At 73.7% G+C, this 1,690-nt stretch carries 2 protein-coding genes; both read right to left on the reverse strand.

Going from position 1 to position 1,690, the window contains the following annotated elements; translation table 11 throughout:
* Positions 1-211: 211 nt before the first annotated feature.
* Complete coding sequence (proC, locus tag FOE67_RS24970; protein ID WP_182667083.1) at positions 212-1,042, reverse strand: pyrroline-5-carboxylate reductase; 831 nt, start codon at positions 1,040-1,042, stop codon at positions 212-214.
* Positions 1,043-1,177: 135 nt separating this feature from the next.
* A partial coding sequence (locus tag FOE67_RS24975) for a class F sortase (RefSeq protein ID WP_182667084.1) occupies positions 1,178-1,690 on the reverse strand: 513 nt, incomplete at its 5' end.

Consider the following 1,690-nt stretch of genomic DNA (forward strand, 5'->3'; position numbering starts at 1 on the left):
CCGCGAAGGTGACGGTCCCACCCGGTAAACCAACCCGGGGGACACGCGCGCCACCGACATGCGGGGCTCGGCCTCCGCGTCAGTGGCAGCTCGATACAACTTACGGATCCACCACGGACGTGTCAAGCCCGGAGGGGTGGAAGCGCGCGCGGGAGGCGGCGGGACCCCGGGCCGGGCACCGGAACCGCCTCCCGTCACGGCGCCACTCCCCCTACCGTGCCCCGCCGTTGCCCCCGTTGCCGCCGGAGGCGAGTTCGCGACTGCGGTCCCGGGCCGCCTCCAGCGCGGCGAGGAACGCCGCCCGGACCCCGTGCTTCTCCAGCTCGCGGATCGCGCTGATCGTCGTCCCGCCCGGCGAGGTGACCGCCTCCCGCAGGGTCACCGGGTGCTCGCCGCTGTCGCGCAGCATGAGCGAGGCCCCGTAGGCGGCCTGGACGATCAGGTCGTGGGCCTTGTCCCGGGGCAGACCGAGCAGGATGCCCGCGTCCACCATGGCCTCGACCAGGAAGTAGAAGTACGCCGGGCCCGAGCCGGAGAGTGCCGTCGCCGCGTCCTGCTGGGACTCCGGCAGGCGGAGCGCCTTGCCCACGCTGGTGAAGATCTCCTCGGCGTGGCGCAGATGCTCCTCCCCCGCGTGGGCCCCGGCGGAGATGACCGACATGCCCTCGTCCACCAGCGCGGGGGTGTTCGGCATGACCCGCACCACCGGGGTTCCCGGTGCCAGGCGCTCCTCCACGAAGGCGGTGGTGATGCCGGCCGCCGCGCTGATCACCAGTCGGTCGGCGGGGGTGTGCGGGGCGAGTTCGGTCAACAGGGCCGCCATGTCCTGCGGCTTGACCGCCAGGATGAGGGTGTCGGCGGTCTTCGCGGCCTCGGCGTTGTCCACCACCGCGATGCCGTACCGGGCGCGCAGGGCCTCGGCCCGCTCGGGTCGCCGCGCGGTGGCCAGCAGGTCGGAGGCCGGTCGCCCGCCCCGGAGGATGCCCCCCAGCAGGGCCTCACCGATCTTTCCTGCGCCGAGCACGGCGATCTTGCGGGTCATGGGTGGCTCACCTCGTGGAAGGGGTCGACGGGGTGGGCCCGTGATCGGTGCCGCGACCCCGTGGGGACGGTACGGCCCCATGGTGGCACCGGGGACGACGTCCCGCCCCGACCATCCGGGGTACGGGCGGAGCGCTCAGCGGGTGTCGGTGAGGTAGGCGAAGACGACGACGTTGGCGTTCCAGCCGCCGGCTCGGCTGAACTGTCCGCCGCAGGTGATCAGGCGCAGTTCGGGGCGACCGGCGTAGCCGTAGACCAGCTCGTCGGGGAACTCCTCGCGGTGGAAGACCTCGACGCCGTCGACGGTGAAGACGGCGGTGCTGCCATCCGCGCGGTCGACCTCGATGGTGTCGCCCCGGGAGAGGGCGCCCAGGGAGTAGAAGACGGCGGGGCCGGTGGCACTGTCCACGTGACCGGCGACCAGGGCGGTGCCGTCCGTGCCGGGGGTGACCCCGCCGTGGTACCAGCCGGCGTGGTCGGGGGCGGATTCCGGGGGCACCTGGAGGCTGCCGTCGGGGGCGAGCCCGTACCCGGTGAGGGAGGTGTCCACGTCGATGGCGGGAACACGCAGGCGCAGCGGGGTGGAGGCGGGCATGGCGGGGGTGGCGCCGCCCACCACGGCTATCGCGTCGGCTTCGGTGGTGGGGTC

The organism is Streptomyces calidiresistens (assembly GCF_014141525.1).
In the GTDB taxonomy this organism is placed as follows: Bacteria; Actinomycetota; Actinomycetes; order Streptomycetales; family Streptomycetaceae; genus Streptomyces; species Streptomyces calidiresistens.